Here is a 16681-nt window from a genome sequence, read left to right as displayed (position 1 = left end):
AGAAATATTTTAACGGAAATATCCTCATATAAAAGATCGTTAATCAGCGATCAATGAATTATTCTAAATCATTTTTAATGATCTTACCATCTTTAATAATCACAGTAAACTTATCTTGATATTGCGCTATAATTTCAATGTCCTCAAGGGGGGTTCCATCGATCAAAACCATATCAGCTAGTGCGCCTTCTTCAATTACCCCTAATTTTCCTTGATAGGGACTTCTTAATCCCGATAATGCTAATAATTGTGCGTTATCATGTGTTACCATTTTTAAGATTTCAAATGGAGTAAACCACTTTTGCAACATAACAATATAATCATTTTGAGTGTCCATCAGTGAAGGCTCGAAAAGGAAATCAGTTCCCCAGGCAACTTTCATTTTCAACTTTTTTGCCATTGGCCAAATCAATTGTTGACCCTCTAAAACTGGGGCACGTTTGATGATTCTGCTCGGGAAATTGGACCAAAAAACCTACTTGATTTTTCTCCCGGCAATCGCATGTCTCCATGACCTGAGGTTTGGCTGATTGTAGCTCCTGATGGCCAAATTCTAGGGCCAGGAATTTTTCCTTCATCAATAGCCTGTTTTAAGGGGAAAATTGGACCTCCTGCATCTCTAACTGATGTGAAACCACGAAGTAGCATATTCTTGGATTGTAAAGAAACATTGTTAAAAATTGTTTCTTCGCTTAAGTCAGGTGATGCCATCTGCGGAATAGACAATGAACCAAAAACCATGTGGACATGCACATCAATAAGACCTGGAATGAGCGTTTTCCCATTTCCATCTATCAAAATAACCGTTTCTCCAACTTCGATTGGATCACTTGAAATTTTTGAAATTCTATTTCCTTCTATGAATACATTTTTTGCTAAGAGTAAGTTTTTACTTTTTCCATCGAAAATATTTACATTAGAGATCAAAATTCCTTTTGATTCTTGGGCAAATACCGAATGAAACGAAAAGGTTAACAAGAAGACTAGCGCGAATAATTTGGATAGTTTTTGAAAAGAATTTCCCAACAGGATAAGGTTGGATCTAAAGTGTAAAAATCGATCTAAATTCATCTGTATATATTTAATGAGTACAAGACAATATAGAGATATTCATATATAAATCAAATTTGATTTTGCATTAATTATCATCAATGGGTTTATTGAACTGCTGTCACCAAAAAACTCAAATCAACCCATAAATATAACCTTATAGATACTCCAAACTCCTAATGTCAAAGTGATTAACCAGATCACACCTCCAAGAATATTCATCGATAAGGTATTGACATGGTCTTTCATTACAGATTTTTTATTGACTAGCCAAAGAATATAGGCACTTAAGAGTGGCAGGAGAATTCCATTGGAAATCTGTGCCCATGAAATCAATTCGATGGGTTTGATTCCCAGAGATGAAAAAACAAGACCCAAACCCAAAATGATCAAAATGCTAAGTCGCATTGCAGCGCTTTGGATTTCTGTGGACCAACCAAAACAGCCACAAATCACCATAGCCCCTGCCAAAGGTGCTGTAATAGCTGACGTAACTCCTGCTGAAAATAAACCAAAAGCCATAAAATATTTAGCATAACTCCCCAAGAGTGTTTCTAGCCCAACAGCCAAATCGGCTGCGGATTCTATACTAAGAATTTTCCCAGAAGATGCAGTTACTACAATTGCCATAGAAACTAATCCACCAACTACTACTGATACGACAGTATCAAATCTGATGTATTTGATATCAGTTGGTTTATTCCACTTCTTACCGACCAATGTCGAATGAAGAAATAAGTTGTAAGGGACAACTGTGGTTCCAATCAAGGCTATGATATTAAGAATATTTGCAGAAGAAACCCTTGGTACAAAACCACTTAACAATTCATATAAATTAGGATTCAGTAAAATAGCTGTGATTAAAAAGGCTAAACTCATCAAAATGACAAGCACTGTCAGGTAATTGGTAATTGTTTTGAAATTTCCTGTGAGTAGGAGCAATAAAGCAATGGAACCAATTAGAAAATTCATCAAACTGATTTTGAATTGACCAATATTCAAATTTGGGAGATGAAAGAAGAGTTCTGCTCCTAGAGCACCTCCAGATATGTTTCCAGCTTCATAAGCTGCATTTCCGATGACTATGGCCATCAAGACTAACGCAATAGAAAAATATCGAGCAATTCCTTTTTGAAGATATTCAGAAATCACTGCGGCGAGTCCTTTTTGTGTAAGAAGCCCAATTCTAGCTGCCATTTCCTGCAAAACTACAGTAGCTACAATGGATAGCGCCAAAGCCCATAGGAGTTCATATCCAAAAGTTACACCTGCAAGGGTACAAACAGTAACTGTTCCTGGACCAATAAATGCGGCTGCGACCAATGGTCCTGGCCCAATGTATTTCCTCCAAGTCATTTGCTACCTTGCTGTAAAGCATAGACGGCAAAACTGCCCAACCAATGTGTTCCTTCGTAATTGTCATCTACAATTGAGGGAAGAGAATAAGAAATATGAGCATTTGCTATCGTATTCAGATGACCATATTGATAAGGATAGGCCCTTGCTAAACCATAAATACACCAAGCTCGACTAAAATTCAATCCATCCAAATGAACCAATTTACCATCTGTTCGGTCACTGACTTCTCCAGGTTTTAATTCAAAGTCTTTATTTTTCAATTCGGGCATAAACTCAGTAATCCATAAATCAAACTCCTCTTTTTCAAGCACTTTTCTCATGATATCCAACTCCTGAAAACACGGGGAAAGAAAATCATATCCACTAGGTTCCCAATTCAACGGGCAATCCACATCATTCATAAACCAATCTTTTGACCGTTGGCGAATCATTTCTGAAAGTTCCTTTTCGTTGACTGTCTCTGCATAGTCAAATGCCAATGACATCCCAAAAGCTATATTACTATGTTCGCCTACTCGAATTGGGTAATTTAACTTAGGTAGAAAATCTAAGTATTTCTTTACCATTAAATCTGTCAAAGGCTGAAGGTTCTTTTCTAATTCTTTTGCTACAGGGTCATCCCAGAGATAGAGTTCTTCAGCCAATTTGAGTACCCAGGCCCAGCCGTAAGTTCTCTCAAAACTTGAATTTTGAGGTTGGAAAAAGTAATTGACCTCCGCTAAGATATTCGAGTAACTGATATTTTCTAGCAGCATTTTCTTGATTTCCTCTTTCTTCTCTAGCTCAGGAAACTGTCTGAGTAAACTTACTAACATCCAATGCCCATGAACACTTGAATGCCAGTCAAAGCAGCCGTAAAATGCGGGATGAAGTGATTTGGGACCTTTAAGATATGTTTCTGAAGCCAAAGTTTGATTCAATTTATTCGGATATTCTACTTGCATACAATGAAGTGGTAATTCAGCCAATCTATTAGCTTCTTCTAAAGTAAGTTGAAGCGTCTGAACTTCTTCTTGAGAATTATTAGGCTCGCATGCAGAAAAAATTAAGAGTAAGAATATTAACAAAGGTAAATTTCTTTTCATATGTTATCTGTTGAAATGAATTTCTGTTGACTAGCAAGGTGTCAAGTTAAAATTAATTTTTAATTTTTGTAAACTTGTGGAAACCATTCTTCAAAATGAAAAAAGTCCTTGTCTTTATTTTAAAATTACTTTTGGTTCTCCTTATTATTCTTGGACTCTCATTATCTCTGAGTTATAGAAGTGATATAAATCCTGAAATTTTAATAGAAAAATATGCTAACGAATCCTCTTACTTTATCAATGTGGATGGGATAAATATGCATGTCAATGTAAGAGGAGAGGGTGAACCTATATTTCTGATTCATGGGAGTTTTTCTTCTTTACATACTTGGGAAGAATGGGTGAATGAATTGTCACCTTATTTTATGACTATTAGCATGGATTTGCCAGGTCATGGGTTGACCGGTCCCGATGTGCAGCAGCGGTATGGAGTAGAAGCATATGCGGACTTGCTTTTTACCTTAGCAGATCACTTAGGGGTGGATAAATTTCACATAGCAGGGAATTCGATGGGGGGAGCCGTAGCACTGAGAATGGCATCAGTTAATTCTGATCGTATTCTTACTTTGAATTTGATAAATTCCTCAGGCGCTCCAAACCCTGCGGCATCGAAAACAAAAACTAAAAGTTCTAATTCATCAAAAGCCCCCATTTTTCAGTTAGCAAGTCATCCTATTTTCTCAAAAATACTTCTCAAGTGCACTCCAAAATTTCTTTTCAAAATGAATATGAATCAAGTGTATTATGATTCTAAAAAAATCGAGGATGGAAATCTCACGCGCTATTATGAATTGATGAGAAGGGAAGGAAATAGAAGAGCAACCTTAGAAAGATTGACAAATAAAAGACCGTTAAGAATTGATTTTGAAAAAATCGATATGCCTGTTTTGATTATTTGGGGTCGAGAGGATAATTGGATTCCTTTGGCTAATGGAGAAAGATTAGCAGCAGCAATTCCTGGCTCAAAATTCAAAGTATTCGATAGCGTAGGTCATGTTCCTATGGAAGAAATGCCGACAGAGACTGTCTTAGAATATTTATCATTTCTAGGCATTCAGTCTGATATAGATTACTTTTCACCTCCAAAATATTACAGTCATGCTTTTAGAAAATCCGATTTATCTCATTTTACTTCTTCAAACTCTTCTGCTTATTTATTTGATTTACAAGTTACACCAGAAGAGTCATACTGATTCAGGAAATAAGCTAGAATTTCAAGAACTCAGAAGAGAAATCAATCAACAAATGGCCTCTAATCGATCTGAGATTAGTAATGGTTTGATGCATCAGTTTGGTTTAGTTTTCGATTCATTAAGATCAAATTCTAAAGAGCAATCTGCTGTATTGAAGGACTTTGGTGTACTCTTTAGAGAAAATGTCAAGGAATTTAACGAGCTACAGAGAGAGAAATTTCAAGATTTGATCAACAAGCAAGAACGGATGCTACAGTCAACAGAGGAGCGATTGGAGAAAATGCGTGAGACTGTTGATGAAAAGCTTCAAAAAACTTTAGAAACAAGGTTAGGTCAATCTTTTGAATTAGTTAGTAATCAACTTCTTGCTGTGCAAAAAGGGTTAGGTGAAATGCAAACTTTGGCTACGGGAGTTGGCGATTTGAAACGGGTGCTAAACAATGTCAAAACCCGAGGAGTCCTAGGTGAGTATCAATTGCAAGCCATTTTGGAAAATGTCTTAGCTCCTGATCAATTTGAGTACAATGTTCAAGTCAAAAAAGGAAATTCTGAGAGGGTTGAGTTTGCAATCAAAATGCCTGGAAATGGTCAAGAAGGTCCTGTTTATCTTCCTATAGATGCAAAATTCCCGCAAGAGACTTACTATAGGTTGTTGGATGCTTATGACTTAGGAGAAAAGGCGCTTGTAGAAGCAGCAAAAATTGAACTCTTCAAAGCAATTAAAAAGTCAGCCCAAGATATCAGCAATAAATACATTATTCCTCCTTTTACTACAGATTTCGCAATACTTTTTCTTCCTATGGAAAGTCTCTATGCTGAGGTCATCCGCGATGGAGATTTAGCTCAGCAGTTGCAAAGAGATTATAAAATAATTCTTGTTGGTCCAACAACATTAGCAGCAATGTTGAATAGTTTGCAAATGGGATTCAAGACATTAGCGATTCAACAACGTAGCAGTGAAGTTTGGAAGGTTTTGGGAGCTGTAAAAACAGAGTTCGCCAAGTTTGGAGATTTGATCAGTAAAGCACAGAAAAAAATCTCTGAGGCCAGTACAGATTTAGATATTTTAGTAGGAACAAGGACGAGAGTGATACAAAGAAAATTGAGAGAAATAGAGGATCTTCCTGAGGAAGAAGGAAAAAAGCTTTTGGAATAAGTGGAAAATTCATTTCTTGTGAAAAAAATAGCTTATGAAATATATATTTTTCACTTTTCTCTTTTTCAGTTCCTTTTGGGTTATTGGACAAGAAATATATGAATTGGACGCAGAGGAGCGAAATAATTCCATAGTGGTTACAAAAACCGCAGAGGATATGATTTCCTCAGGAAAATACGAAAGTGCCGCTAAAATTTTAGAGACAGTATTTGAAAAAGATCCTACTTTTCACCCAGCCTATGTCAATTACTACAATGCAATTAGAAATATTCCGCAAAAAACAGATAAGTTGATCGAAGCATTGAATTATGCTCTTGATATTTTTGAAGAAGATGATGAATTGGCCTATTATTTAGGAAATATTTATCAAGAGCAAAAGGAATTTGAAAAGGCGATAAAAGCCTATTCTTCAGCCATAGCTTATAGTAAAATCAATGGAGAAGATTTTCCAATTGTTTGGGCCTATCATTTTAATAGAGGTAATTGTCATCTGAAAACAAAACAGTTTGAAAATGCAATAGTAGATTACACTTATGCTTTGAAACTCAGTCCGGATAATTCTGATATTTTGACAAATCGAGGAATTAGTAATTATCAAGCAAATAAGAAAATGGAGGCTTGTGAAGATTGGAAAGAAAGCAAAAGACTAGGGAGCAATGCAGTTGATAGATATATCAGTAATTTTTGTAATTAAATTCATTCTAAGTTTTTACATTTACACTATAATCAATTTTAATTCACCCTTATGGGAATGAAAATAGTCATTGCAGGGGCAGGAGATATGGGTTACCATCTTGCTGAGCGATTGAGTTTTGATAATAAGGATATCGTGATGATCGATACAGATAAAGATGTCCTAGATAATGTTTCCTCACATTTAGATGTTTTGACCATTGTAGGAGATGCTACTTCTCTTGAGATTCTACAGACAGCAGGTGTCAATGAAGCTCACATGGTCATGGCAGTTACTACCTCCGAAAAAACCAATATTGTTACAGCCGCTTTAGCAAAGCAACTTGGTGCAAAAAGAGTGATTGCGAGAGTGAGAACTCATGACTACCTGACACCTGATCACGAAGTGTACTTCAATCAAATCGGCATTGACAACATTATCTCACCGACGATGCTTTGTAGCACGGAGATCAAAAGAATGCTACAAAACTCTTCGTTTACTGATGTTTTTGAGTTTGAGGAGGGTAAATTAAATGTAGTTGGGATTACTTTAGACCAATACAGTTCTCTTGTCAACAGGGCAATTTCAGAAATGAGTCAAGACTTGATTTTTAAGGATATCAGAATTATTGCCATTGTTCGAGATCAGATTACGATCATTCCGAGAGGAAATACAATCATCAGAAATAACGATCATGTATTTTTCATTTCAAATAAGAAAGCAGTAGAATCCATTTTGGAGCTTCTTGGTCAAAAGAAAGTTACAATCAAGAATGTGATGATCATTGGTGGAGATGACATGGCTTATGCAACTGCATTGAAACTAGAAAATGATTATCGAGTAACTCTAGTTCACAAAGATAAAGAACGCTGTAAATGGCTTTCAGAAAGATTGGATAATACGTTGGTTATCAATGGAGACTATAAAAATATTGATCTATTGATTGAAGAGGGATTGGAAGAAATGGAAGCTTTTATTTCTGTAACTGAATCTTCAGAAACAAACATCATTACAAGTTTGACAGCTAAAAATCATGGTGTTTATAAAACCATAGCTCATGTAGATACCAGAGAATACATTCACATTTCTCACAGTATTGGGGTAGATTCATTAATTAACAAAAAGCTAGTTGCAGCAAACCAAATCACCAGATTTTTAAGAAAAGGAAATGTGGAAGCTGTATCTGGTATCTATGGTGTAGATGCTGAATTTATTCAGTATGTCATCACTAAAAATAATAGGGTTACAAGAAAGTCTTTAAAAGACTTGCATTTCCCGGAAACGGCCATTGTAGCAGGAGTCATAAGAGGTAATCAAGTTTATATTCCAGATGGAGACTTTACATTACAAATTGATGATAAAGCAATCGTTTTTGCTCTGCCAAATGCCAAATCATCCTTAGAAAAGTTATTTCACTAGGCAATGATTCACTTTAAAGCGATAGGGAAAATATTAGGAGCATTGTTGATGTTATTGGCATTACTAATGCTGCCAGGTGTAGGTTTTTCTTTTTATTTTGAAAGTAACGATGAAGTAGCTTTATTGGCATCTGCATTTATTTCCTTATCGGTAGGAGCGACGCTTTATTTTTCATTTTCAAAGCAGGATCAAAATATTAGGAAAAGAGAAGGTTATCTAATTGTTTCCTTAAGCTGGCTTTTTATGTCAATTTTCGGGATGCTGCCTTATATTTTAAGTGGATCTATTTCTTCGATACCTGATGCTATTTTTGAAACTGTCTCGGGCTTGACCACTACGGGAGCTACGATTCTGAATGATATTGAAGCCACTCCAAAGGGTATACTTTTCTGGAGAAGTATGACGCAGTGGATAGGAGGCTTAGGAATTATTGTTTTGACTGTTGCGATTTTGCCGCTTTTAGGAATTGGTGGGATTGAATTATTCGTAGCAGAATCTCCTGGACCAACATCTGATAAATTGCATCCTAGAATTCGAGAAACGGCCAAGAGGCTTTGGTTTGTTTATATGGGTTTAACTGTATTAGTAGGAATTCTTTATTATGTTGGAGGAATGACAGTTTTTGATGCCATAAATCATGCGCTGACGACCATAGCAACTGGAGGATTTTCCACAAAAAATGCAAGTATGGCATTTTATGATTCTGCATTTATTCAATATGTAGCCATTATTTTTATGTTTTTAGCAGGAACAAACTTTACCATTATCTATTTTGGACTAATTGGAAAATTCGATCGCGTTTTTAGATCAGATGAATTCAAAACCTATACTTTGACAATTATCTTTTTAGCGATTTGCTTTGCTTTCCCTATATATCATTACAGTGATCAGGAATTTGAAAAGTCTTTTAGAGATGGTCTATTTCAGATAGTTTCATTAATTACTACGACAGGATATATCACTGCTGATTATACAGCGTATCATGATGGATTAACTTTAATTTTCTTTATGATGCTCTTTTTAGGTGGATCAGCAGGTTCTACGTCTGGTGGAATCAAATTTGTCAGACATTTGACTTTTGTAAAAAATACTTGGTTGGAATTCAAAAGGATAGTTCATCCTAGAGCTGTAGTACCTTTAAAAATAAACGGTGACCGAGTGACGGGAAAAATCATCACTCATATTATGAATTTCCTTCTTATCTATTTGATGATTTTTGTAATAGGATCCATCATCTTAACCCTAATGGGCTATGATATTTTGACTTCTTTTGGTGCTGTTGCTACAAGTTTAGGAAATGTTGGGCCAGGAATTGGCTCAGTTGGTCCTGTAGATAATTTTGCTTTCTTCGGACCAGGAGCAAAAATTTTCCTTAGCTTTTTGATGCTGCTCGGAAGGTTAGAATTATTTACAATTTTAATTGTCTTTACTCCATTCTTTTGGAGAGCGAACTAAGCACGAGGAATCTCAAAATAAAAAGTCGAACCTGCTCCGTACTCACTTTCTACCCAAATGGTCCCTTTATTAATTTGAACAAGCTCTTTGGTCAATATCAGCCCTATCCCTGTTCCTCTTTCTTGGTGTGTACCAGGCGTTGAAAAAAACTCGTTTCCAAAGAGTTTTTCAAGATTTTTTCTCAAAATTCCAACTCCTTCGTCACTGATTTTGATTACTAAATTTGTTCCTTTAATAGATGAACTGATGATCACTTGATCATTTTTTTTCGTGAATTTAAGGGCATTCGATAGGAGGTTTCTGATGATAATGTCTAGCATGTTTTTATCAGCGCTAGCCATAGTTTTAGGTGTGATGTCATTGATCATCACTTGTCCCTTGTAATATCCTGAATGATAGAGATATTCTATGTTTTTTTGAACCAAAGCTTGAATGTCAATTTCTGTATTGACTACTTCTAAACCTTTCATTTGACTTCTAGACCACACCAGAATGTTTTCAAGAAGAATATTATTACTTCCTAGATTTTCTGCAATGATAGGAATATAGGACTCAAACTCTTCCTTGGTCAATCCATCCTCTTGAATTAATTTGATCAAGCCACTTAAAGAGTTCAAGGGCCCTTTGAGATCATGGGCGAGGATTGAAAAGATCTTATCTTTTACATGATTTAGCCTTTGTAATTCTTGCTGATGAAGTTCAATTTCTTCCTTTTGCTGCGATAAGAGTTTGAGATTGACTTTTTCTCTTTTCAATGCTCTATATACCAAAAGGTAGGCAATACTTATAACAAGCAAAGAAATGATCAAGCCTGCAGTTAGATAAAGCTTGAATTTTTCATTTTCCTTGATCAACGCCTTCTCTCTGTTCAAAAAATCAATTTGTTCTTTTTGATTTTTGATCGTTAATCCCGCAAGATAAACTTTCGTTTTTTCATTTTTAATGATATTTCTTTCTGCTTGAAGTAAATTTTGATACTTCTTTGACATTTCTAAGTCACCAAGATTGAAATAAACTTGATTCATCATTTGATAAATCTCAATCATAGACTCAGAAAAAGGCTTTTCTTCATGGAGTTTTTGGGCAAGCTCGGCATATTTAATAGCTTCTTCTTTTTCGCCTATTTTCACCTTAAGCTCAACCAATTTGGAGAGTGCATTGATGGCTCGAATGTAATCATTGGCAACACCATATTCATAGAGTTTCCAAATGTCCTTTTCTGCTTCATCATATATTCCAAGATCTAGCAATAGGTCAGCTCTATTGAATTTGGAAACCATGACTTGCCTCAATTCCCCTAACTCTTCTCTGATCAAGATCGCTTTATCAATCAAATCTACCGCCTCTTTATACCTTCCAAGTTCTCCAAGAACCAAACTCATTCCAGTGAAATTGTAGCCTAGGCCATTTTTATCATTGACCTCTTCAAAATATTTTCTTGCTTGTAAGTAGTAGCTAAGGGCTTCATCGAAATACTCCTTGTAATAATACATCTGACCAATATTATTTAAGGAATGACCAATTTGTGTTTGATCACCTGACTCAAGACTTAGCTCCAAAGCTTCCTCGTAAAGCTGAAGTGCTTCTTCTTGCAAGTTCATATTGCGATAGTACACACCTAACCTATTGATGTTTTGGGCTTCAAGATGTTTATTTCCCAACAGCTTTGAAAGTTCAATTGCCTCTTGATAATATTTGAGTGCTGTGTCAGAATAATGAATTTCTTGAACCAATTCTGATAGTATATACAGTTTATCCGTGTCTGAATCGACTTGATTATATAGCTTGAAGAGACTGTCAGCTTTGATTTTATGAATTTCTTGTTGTTTTGAAAAAACTTGATTTACTGAACTTATGAAGAGTAAACATAAGAAAACCAAAAATGAACCGATAAAATGGATAGAAGGAGGGGATTTTGAAAACATTATCGTAAAGCTTATAAAATAACTGCTAAAGATAATTTCTAATTATCGATTTTTATTTAAAACACTGCGATAATTTTATTTTTATGAAATCAAATTAGCCTTCATTTTTGCAATTCTATCTTCTAAAGATTCCGAAGAAAGTGAGGCTCTTAGTCTATCTACCATAATAGGAAAAGAAAATGGTGTGAACTGGCCTGGATTCTTGACTATAATCTTTTGCTTATTGATCTTTTGAATCGCTGAAATGATCTTGTTCTTTTCCATCTGCATTTCCAAAACCTCCCGATGTGCTTGTTTCAAAAGTAAATTGTCAGCATCATATTCTTCAAAAACTCCATAAAGAATTCCAGAAGTCGATTGAAGGTGTTTGAATTTCAAAGGTTTGCCAGGAAATCCCTGGAAAACCAAGCCAGCAATGGTCGCTACATCTCGGAATTTACGTTTTGCCATCTCACTTTCATTGATGCAGGTGGTGATGTCATCAACCAAGCCTTTCATGGTAAATAAATCTTCTTCAAGAATATCTTCAATTGGAATAGGACTATCTGAAAGCAGTTCAAATCCATAATCATTCATAGCAATGCTTAAGGAAATTGGATAACTCACACTAATTCTGTAGGCAATTAAAGCACCTAAAATCTCGTGAATCATTCTTCCTTCAAAAGGATAGAAAAATAAGTGATGACCTTCTTTGGAAATATTTTTTTCAATCAACAGTGTATGATTATCTGGAATCGCCGAGAGTTTTTGTTGCAAAAGTAGGAGAGGGGCTATAAAATGAATTTCCTCCGAGGGATAAATTCCATTTGAAGCATTTTCCAAAATTTCCCTTATTTTACTAGATAATTTAGAAGTTAAAGAAATTCTACCTCCCATGTAAGCAGGAACATTATTGGTTTTTTTCTTAGCGAGTTGAACCTGAACTACAAGGTCTTTGATTTTGATAAATTCCAATCCTCTCCCTGCAAAAAAGAATAGATCACCAGGCTTAAGTTTAGAAATAAAATATTCTTCAATCATTCCTAAAAAAGCGCCATTTCTAAGTTTGATTTTTAGCATTGGATCGGAAACAATCGTTCCCATGGATAAGCGATGACGCATTGCGGTGCGTTTGTTTGTTACTTTGTAAAAATCATTTTCCAAAATATCAACTTTAGAGAATTCATCATAACTCTGCAAACTTTCACCTCCTTGAGTGATAAATGAAAGAATCCAATTGAATTCATCGTCAGTAATCTCTGCGAAAGTATATGTGCGCTTGATGATCGGAAGAAGGTCTTTTGGATAGAATCCTTCGCCAACTGCAAGGGTGATCAAAAACTGAATCAGAACATCAAAGGTCAAAGTGGGACAGTGAATGCTTTCCATCTCTCCAGTTTCAACTGCATCTCTGAGTGCTGCGGCCTCTACGAGTTCCAGGGAATTGGTGGGTACAAAATAAATTTGACTTGGTAACCCTGGTTGATGTCCTGCCCGACCTGCTCTCTGTACGAAGCGTGCGACACCTTTAGGACTTCCAATTTGTATAACTGTCTCTACTGGCCTGAAATCAACTCCCAAATCTAAACTAGAAGTGCATACCACTAACTTTAATTTACCTAAATGTAAAGCCTCTTCCACCCAAGTTCTGACAGATTGATCTAATGAACCATGATGAATTGCTACCCAACCAGCCCAATCGGGTCTTTTTTCCATGATCTTTTGATACCAAATTTCGGTTTGAGCACGTGTATTGGTAAAAAGTAAAACTGAAGTTTTCTCTTCAATAATCGGAATAACCTTATCCACCAACTGAAGACCCAAATGTCCTGACCAGGGATATTTTTCCAATTCATCAGGATAAATGGTTTGCATATCTATCTTTTTATCAATATAGGCTTTGACAATATGAGCAGGAAATTGGTCTCCTAACAAAATCTTATGTGCCTCTTCGAGATTGCCGATGGTAGCTGAGATTCCCCAGATTTTGATTGGGTCTGATTTTAAATTCTTGATGTATGCGAGGGCAAGTTGAATTTGAACGCCACGCTTATTCCCCATCAATTCATGCCATTCATCAATCACTATGGCCTTCAATTCTTGGAAGAGCTTTCGGTTGTCTTTCTGTGCCAAAAGGATATGCAAAGTTTCAGGTGTAGTTACAAGACATTCTGGAGGGTTTCTTTTTTGAGCTTCTTTTTGTTTGCTGCTTGTATCTCCATTTCTAACTTCAACTTTCCACTTTAATCCGATCTGATCACAAACTTCTTGCATGGCCAGTGAAATATCTTGAGCCAAGGCGCGTAAAGGAGTCACCCAAATAATCTGAATTCCATTTTTTTGGGCTTTTTTCCAAGTATTTGGATTGTTATGAATATATTCCAAAATCACAGGCATCCAGAGTGCAAAAGTTTTTCCACTGCCTGTTGGAGCATTGAGAATCCCTGATTTACCAGCAAGGTAATCTTGCCAAGCTTCCAATTGAAAAGGAAAAGGTTTCCAATTCTTGGATTTGAAATATTGAATGGCTGGTGCAAGTTTTTTATCCACCATAAATTGAAAGTAAAGCTTTTAGATCCTCCAAGTTATTGGCTTCTTCTATTGGTTTATCTTTTCTCCATCTTTGAATTCTTGGAAATCGCAATGCAATCCCAGACTTATGCCTTGGACTTTCCTGAATTCCTTCAAATGCGATTTCAAAAACCAAAGCTGGCTTTACAGTACGAACAGGTCCGAATCTTTCTAAAGTGTTTTTCTTTACATATTGATCCACTTCTTTTATCTCAGCATCGGTAAGACCAGAATAAGCTTTGGCAAAAGGAACTAATTTATCATTTTCCCAAACTGCAAGAGTATAATCTGAATACAGATTTGCTCGTCTTCCATGACCTTTTTGGGCATATAAGACTACTCCATCTATTGTCAGTGGCTCAATTTTCCATTTCCACCAATTCCCTCTTTTTCTTCCAACTTCATAGGGAGATGTTTTCTTTTTGAGCATAAAGCCTTCGGCTAGCATAGACCTTGATGTTTTTTGTAAAATTATAGCTTCTTGCCAAGTCTGAACTTTCACAAAAGGAGAAATTTGGAAATTTGAAGCCATTATTTCTTTGTCAATTTGTTCAAGAATTTTGCGCCTTTCAAACATGGGTTTAACTCGAATATCATTGCCTTCAAACTCTAAAATGTCATAACAAATAAAACCAACTGGAGCATCTAGCAACAATTTTTTACTCACTGTTTTTCTACCGATTCGGGTTTGAAGAAGGGAAAAGGGAAGAGGTTTTCCATCTTTATAAGCGATGATTTCTCCATCTAAAACTGTTCCGCGAGGAAGCTTTGAACTAAATTCAATAAGCTCTGGAAATTTTTCAGTCACCAATTCTTCTCCTCGTGACCAGATAAAAACTTCATTTGCTCTTTGGATAATCTGACCGCGGATACCATCCCACTTCCATTCTATTTGCCAATCTTCGATCTCACCGAGAGATTCCAAATTATCTTCTAAAGGATATGCAAGGTAAAAGGGATAAGGCCTAGAAAGATCGTCAGCAAAGTTTTTTGCTAAAATCAATTTTTCAAAACTGATGTTTTCGGGAGTCCAATTCCCCATCAATCGATGCGCAACTTCTGTTTTTTCCATTTCAAAAACATTGGCAAGTGCCTGCGTAATCAAGTTTTGACTGACACCAACCCGAAAACCTCCAGTAATAATTTTGTTGAACACAAAGCGTTCTTGTTTATCTAAAATTAACCAAGCGTTTAATAAACTCGATTTTTTTGTGTCCTCAGGAAGGTCTTTCAAGTCTTTCAAAAATCTAATCCAATAAGCTAGACTGAAGTCAGATTTCGTTTTGGAATTGGGGAGAAGCAATGCAATGGTCTCTGCCAAATCACCAACAGTCTGATATGATTCCTCAAAAAGCCATTCTGGAATCTGAGCTAATTCTATGCACCAAGCTCTCAGTTCTTTAGTTGTAACTGCTCTTTTTGGCTTTTTATGTGTGAACAGTGCTAAAGTCCAAAGTTTATCCAAATCTGAAGCTTTTCGAAAGTACAATTCTAATGCGCTTAACTTATCAGATGTTTTGTTACTTTGATCTAGACTTGAGAAAAGTTCAGTGAAAAGTTTCATAAAAGAAGTGAGAATTAAATTTTCAGGCTGATGAATTGTGTGATTTTATTTACAATATCGAAAAGATAAATTCTATATTTTTAAAATCTTAAATTAACTATTTTAGAATTAATCCCGTTATTGACTTAGAAACATCAATCCTATGAAAAAGTTACTGTATTCTCTAATCATTTTCTTCTTAATCATGTCTTGTGAAGATGATAAAGGAGATCCAATTTATACAGGTAACGAACTAGCCTATACGCTTTATCAAGCATCAGATTTCAATTATTCAGGAAAGCTCATAGTCAAAGAAGCTTTTGGAGGTGAATTGATCTTGGAAATTGAACTTCAAGGAGAGAAAGACAATGAAGCTTACTTTTTTCCTGCACATTTGCATTTTGGCTCATATGATGAAGAGAATTCTCCAATGGCCTTTATGTTAGAGCCAATTGATATCCGTACTTTAAAAAGCAGTACAGTTTTACAAACTCTTTCAAATGGTGAAACACTGACATTTGAAGCATTCAAAAGTTTTGATGGACATATCAAGGTTCATTTGGCTGAAAGTGGCCCAGATTATTCAGTAATTCTTGCAGTCGGCAATGTTGGGATAAATGCTGAAGAAAATGCAGAATTTAAAAAAGATGAAATTTCTATTTGCTTACCAAGCTTTTAAATCTTTAAGGTAAACATAAGCACAAAAAAGCCCTCTCAACTTATTGAAAGGGCTTTTTTGTTGAACAGAATTTTAGGTATTCTCTTGATTCATCACCTCAGGAGCCATCAATCTTTTCATTCTGATGGAGATTTCTTCAATTTCGCTAAACATTACTTCTTGGAAAAGTTTATGTTCTTCGGGAGAAAATTCCTTCATTGTATTATGAATATGGTATTTTCGCTGTATTTCATCGTCATGTGAATGATCAAATCCAGGGACTTCACTGATGTCTTTATCCCAAGTTTTCAAGGCTTCTTTCAACTCTATATAATCAATACTTGCATCCTTCAATTGTTTTTCTACTTCCAATAATTCTTCGCGAATGTCGAGTGATTTTTCAAGGATTTCGTGAGCAGAAATTAAGTTTTCGTCAGTAACTTCTTCATGTTCATGTGAAGATTTACCATCGCATGAAAATAGAATCACAGCAAATAGAAATGAATATTGGATAAGCTTAAACATGTTTTATTTTGAGTTGATTTATAACTCAAATATATAAAAAAAGACTGCGCTATTAAATAGGCAGTCTTTTTAAAATTCTAAAAAGTAATC

At 35.5% G+C, this 16681-nt stretch carries 14 protein-coding genes; 6 read left to right on the top strand and 8 right to left on the bottom strand.

Features of this window, described 5'->3' with window-relative positions:
• Nucleotides 1-58: 58 nt before the first annotated feature.
• From BELBA_RS20205 to BELBA_RS14440, 4 genes are all read right to left on the bottom strand, one after another.
• A complete protein-coding gene (locus tag BELBA_RS20205; RefSeq protein WP_052307639.1) occupies nucleotides 59-400 on the bottom strand; it encodes an amidohydrolase family protein in 342 nt (113 codons plus the stop codon).
• A 23-nt stretch (nucleotides 401-423) separates the two neighbouring features.
• A complete protein-coding gene (locus tag BELBA_RS20200) occupies nucleotides 424-1071 on the bottom strand; it encodes an amidohydrolase family protein (RefSeq protein ID WP_052307638.1) in 648 nt (215 codons plus the stop codon).
• Nucleotides 1072-1188: 117 nt separating this feature from the next.
• The gene (locus BELBA_RS14445; RefSeq protein WP_014773435.1) at nucleotides 1189-2406 is read right to left on the bottom strand and encodes an Nramp family divalent metal transporter; all 1218 of its coding nucleotides are present in this window, start codon (nucleotides 2404-2406) and stop codon (nucleotides 1189-1191) included.
• Complete coding sequence (locus BELBA_RS14440) at nucleotides 2403-3494, bottom strand: DUF2891 domain-containing protein (RefSeq protein WP_014773434.1); 1092 nt, start codon at nucleotides 3492-3494, stop codon at nucleotides 2403-2405. The genes BELBA_RS14445 and BELBA_RS14440 overlap by 4 nt, the downstream gene beginning before the upstream one ends.
• Before the next feature lie 95 nt (nucleotides 3495-3589).
• Between BELBA_RS14440 and BELBA_RS14435 the strand changes: the two genes are divergently transcribed.
• From BELBA_RS14435 to BELBA_RS14415, 5 genes are read left to right on the top strand one after another with little or no spacing between them, the layout of a single operon-like run.
• Nucleotides 3590-4687 (top strand): alpha/beta fold hydrolase, encoded by a 1098-nt coding sequence (locus tag BELBA_RS14435; protein WP_014773433.1) that lies wholly within the window; start codon nucleotides 3590-3592, stop codon nucleotides 4685-4687.
• Nucleotides 4593-5843, top strand: coding sequence for a DNA recombination protein RmuC (locus BELBA_RS14430; RefSeq protein ID WP_041779395.1), 1251 nt, complete (start codon nucleotides 4593-4595; stop codon nucleotides 5841-5843). The genes BELBA_RS14435 and BELBA_RS14430 overlap by 95 nt, the downstream gene beginning before the upstream one ends.
• Nucleotides 5844-5877: 34 nt before the next feature.
• A complete protein-coding gene (locus BELBA_RS14425; RefSeq protein WP_014773431.1) occupies nucleotides 5878-6537 on the top strand; it encodes a tetratricopeptide repeat protein in 660 nt (219 codons plus the stop codon).
• Nucleotides 6538-6588: 51 nt separating this feature from the next.
• On the top strand, nucleotides 6589-7935 hold the full coding sequence (gene trkA / locus BELBA_RS14420; RefSeq protein ID WP_014773430.1) for a Trk system potassium transporter TrkA: 1347 nt from the start codon (nucleotides 6589-6591) through the stop codon (nucleotides 7933-7935).
• 3 nt (nucleotides 7936-7938) lie between these two features.
• The gene (locus tag BELBA_RS14415) at nucleotides 7939-9390 is read left to right on the top strand and encodes a TrkH family potassium uptake protein (protein ID WP_014773429.1); all 1452 of its coding nucleotides are present in this window, start codon (nucleotides 7939-7941) and stop codon (nucleotides 9388-9390) included.
• Here BELBA_RS14415 and BELBA_RS14410 read toward each other — a convergent pair.
• The 3 genes from BELBA_RS14410 to BELBA_RS14400 form a co-directional block, all read right to left on the bottom strand.
• The gene (locus BELBA_RS14410; protein WP_014773428.1) at nucleotides 9387-11315 is read right to left on the bottom strand and encodes a tetratricopeptide repeat-containing sensor histidine kinase; all 1929 of its coding nucleotides are present in this window, start codon (nucleotides 11313-11315) and stop codon (nucleotides 9387-9389) included. The two genes, BELBA_RS14415 and BELBA_RS14410, sit on opposite strands and share 4 nt — an antisense overlap.
• A gap of 81 nt (nucleotides 11316-11396) precedes the next feature.
• Complete coding sequence (locus BELBA_RS14405; protein WP_014773427.1) at nucleotides 11397-13847, bottom strand: ligase-associated DNA damage response DEXH box helicase; 2451 nt, start codon at nucleotides 13845-13847, stop codon at nucleotides 11397-11399.
• Nucleotides 13837-15429, bottom strand: a complete 1593-nt coding sequence (locus BELBA_RS14400) for an ATP-dependent DNA ligase (protein ID WP_014773426.1) — start codon at nucleotides 15427-15429, stop codon at nucleotides 13837-13839. Before BELBA_RS14400 ends, BELBA_RS14405 begins: the two co-directional genes overlap by 11 nt.
• A 142-nt stretch (nucleotides 15430-15571) precedes the next feature.
• Here BELBA_RS14400 and BELBA_RS14395 point away from each other — a divergent pair, with 142 nt between their 5' ends.
• Complete coding sequence (locus BELBA_RS14395) at nucleotides 15572-16087, top strand: hypothetical protein (RefSeq protein WP_014773425.1); 516 nt, start codon at nucleotides 15572-15574, stop codon at nucleotides 16085-16087.
• Nucleotides 16088-16159: 72 nt separating this feature from the next.
• On the opposite strand, the gene BELBA_RS14390 is transcribed toward BELBA_RS14395, so the two are convergent.
• Nucleotides 16160-16591 carry a hypothetical protein gene (locus BELBA_RS14390; protein ID WP_014773424.1) on the bottom strand — a complete coding sequence of 144 codons (432 nt, stop codon included), beginning with the start codon at nucleotides 16589-16591 and terminating at the stop codon, nucleotides 16160-16162.
• Nucleotides 16592-16681 lie beyond the last annotated feature (90 nt).

It is taken from the genome of Belliella baltica DSM 15883 (genome assembly GCF_000265405.1).
GTDB classification, from domain to species: domain Bacteria; phylum Bacteroidota; class Bacteroidia; order Cytophagales; family Cyclobacteriaceae; genus Belliella; species Belliella baltica.
This window is presented reverse-complemented; position numbering and strand designations above follow the sequence as displayed.

Excerpts from the sequence above, each read along its gene's own strand:
- BELBA_RS20205 (WP_052307639.1), bottom strand. The coding sequence starts at position 400 with ATGGCAAAAAAGTTGAAAATGAAAGTTGCCTGGGGAACTGATTTCCTT.
- BELBA_RS20200 (WP_052307638.1), bottom strand. The coding sequence starts at position 1,071 with ATGAATTTAGATCGATTTTTACACTTTAGATCCAACCTTATCCTGTTG.
- BELBA_RS14445 (WP_014773435.1), bottom strand. The coding sequence starts at position 2,406 with ATGACTTGGAGGAAATACATTGGGCCAGGACCATTGGTCGCAGCCGCA.
- BELBA_RS14440 (WP_014773434.1), bottom strand. The coding sequence starts at position 3,494 with ATGAAAAGAAATTTACCTTTGTTAATATTCTTACTCTTAATTTTTTCT.
- BELBA_RS14435 (WP_014773433.1), top strand. The coding sequence starts at position 3,590 with ATGAAAAAAGTCCTTGTCTTTATTTTAAAATTACTTTTGGTTCTCCTT.
- BELBA_RS14430 (WP_041779395.1), top strand. The coding sequence starts at position 4,593 with ATGCTTTTAGAAAATCCGATTTATCTCATTTTACTTCTTCAAACTCTT.
- BELBA_RS14425 (WP_014773431.1), top strand. The coding sequence starts at position 5,878 with ATGAAATATATATTTTTCACTTTTCTCTTTTTCAGTTCCTTTTGGGTT.
- trkA (WP_014773430.1), top strand. The coding sequence starts at position 6,589 with ATGGGAATGAAAATAGTCATTGCAGGGGCAGGAGATATGGGTTACCAT.
- BELBA_RS14415 (WP_014773429.1), top strand. The coding sequence starts at position 7,939 with ATGATTCACTTTAAAGCGATAGGGAAAATATTAGGAGCATTGTTGATG.
- BELBA_RS14410 (WP_014773428.1), bottom strand. The coding sequence starts at position 11,315 with ATGTTTTCAAAATCCCCTCCTTCTATCCATTTTATCGGTTCATTTTTG.
- BELBA_RS14405 (WP_014773427.1), bottom strand. The coding sequence starts at position 13,847 with ATGGTGGATAAAAAACTTGCACCAGCCATTCAATATTTCAAATCCAAG.
- BELBA_RS14400 (WP_014773426.1), bottom strand. The coding sequence starts at position 15,429 with ATGAAACTTTTCACTGAACTTTTCTCAAGTCTAGATCAAAGTAACAAA.
- BELBA_RS14395 (WP_014773425.1), top strand. The coding sequence starts at position 15,572 with ATGAAAAAGTTACTGTATTCTCTAATCATTTTCTTCTTAATCATGTCT.
- BELBA_RS14390 (WP_014773424.1), bottom strand. The coding sequence starts at position 16,591 with ATGTTTAAGCTTATCCAATATTCATTTCTATTTGCTGTGATTCTATTT.